The organism is Shewanella sp. 1180_01 (assembly GCF_052850535.1).
Window position 1 is genome coordinate 1 of sequence record NZ_VXCT01000126.1, and the last position, 1,728, is coordinate 1,728.

A 1,728-nucleotide genomic window follows, 5' to 3' on the forward strand; every position below is an offset into this window, starting at 1 on the left:
TTCCAATTCAGCGATGCTTTCCCTAACATTTTTCAGTATCCTCATTGCCTAAACTATTATAATGCGATAAACCATAAAATATTCCTCAAATTTAGTATGAGTGAGCATGTAATGCGAGTAAAAATAGAACATCATGAAGATGGTGAGCGCTATCAAAAATAGGTAATACGAAATGTTAGTTTTTAACTGCACCAAAGCCGCTGTAGAGTTTTTTGTGGTTACGCGTCAAGGCCAAAAGGTTTCAGATCTAGAGCCTGCGCCACATAAAACCATCGCAGAGTCGATTGAAACGCCTGCTTTTCCAAACGGTGTTGATACCGACAAAAATGGTGAATTTCAATGGCAGTGGGTACTACATTGTGTATCCATCAAACGCAAAAAATACTTAATGGCGATGGATTATCAAAGTCGTTTTTGTATAACAGTAGTAGCAGGAAAGAAAGGTGATATTTATCAATTTCTCAACACTTTTGAGCCAATGCTAAAGGCGTGTTTTCTCAGTCTAGCCAATGAAAGTGGTGTTGATACGGTCGAGATAGAAAACTGTGTTGACCATTATGACAGAGAGGTTAATGACTGTGCCTTCCACCCTCGAAGTGACCGTAGCGTGCAAGCTCACCTAAATGACGTTCATTGGCATCTTGAACGTCACTGCTATGAAGATGGAATGTTACTTGAAGATGTTGACCTACTTGGCTTTAACTTATTTTCAGGTCAGTTTCCCCGTAATAGTAAGCACAAAAAGGAGCATTTTTTCCCTAATGAAGAATTTGTTAACCAGTGGCAACAGTGGACATCAAAGCCTCAACCAGTGGATATGAGTAATGTCATCGTGTTAAGCCATCACAGACAATAAATTTAGTGGGGTCAGGGTAAATTTTATAAAAAGTAAATTGAAAAATTGACTTACTGAAACGTTTATGCCCCAAAACGTGTTTCAAGTTATCGCAAAAGACCTAATTATTTCTAATTATAGACACTGTGTTATCGCTGTTCTTAACAAAACCAGATCAAAGAATTGCTCTCACTTACAGAGCCTTCAAAGTTAAAAATGACTAATTGACAATGTTTGGTCTGACGCTAGAATCGATTCAAGTGCTCAATTGCAAAGTATCATCGAGAAGTCATGGAAGAAATCACAGTACAGCAAGATAGTTGTTACCTATCTACATCAGAACATATGCGAAGTTTTATAGGCCGATGGCTCTATATATACACCGATAAGGGGTATCTAAAGCTTACGTCTAAGTCTGTAACATTCATAAGCAAAAAAGACTTATGTGAGATCCCCCTGAATTCCATAACGGATATTAGCTCTGGGTATTACCCACGAACAGCGAAACCTTTACCTTTAAAATATGTTGAAGTCACATATATTCGAGAAGGGAAAAAGAAAGCAATTATATTTACTCCCTGTAATTCATGGGTATCCTCAGTCTGGAAGAACAACAAATTGGTAGAAAACTGGATATTGTTGTTGAATAGAACCGTACCAAAAAGGTGTCTGTCGCTTTAGCTCTAATGATTCCACCAACGCATATAACTAATGATATCCATAAAGTCATTTTAACCAGATAAAGTAGGATTGCTTTATATGGCTAAAAGCGAGTTGGCATTGCGTACTGGCTCGTTTGTGCCCCAAAATCATCTAAAGCAAAAGCTCATACACATTCTGTTAATGTACCTTTGCCCTACAAAAAGTTATCTGAATGCAGCTGTTTGAGAAAT

Annotated in this window: 1 protein-coding gene; it reads left to right on the forward strand. The window is 37.7% G+C overall.

The annotated features are described in order from the left end of the window. Nucleotides 1-172 precede the first annotated feature (172 nt). On the forward strand, nucleotides 173-856 hold the full coding sequence (locus FW758_RS24375; protein ID WP_311900737.1) for a DUF6933 domain-containing protein: 684 nt from the start codon (nucleotides 173-175) through the stop codon (nucleotides 854-856). Nucleotides 857-1,728: the final 872 nt, after the last annotated feature.

Coding starts and splice junctions, on each gene's coding strand:
- FW758_RS24375 (WP_311900737.1), top strand. CDS start 173: ATGTTAGTTTTTAACTGCACCAAAGCCGCTGTAGAGTTTTTTGTGGTT.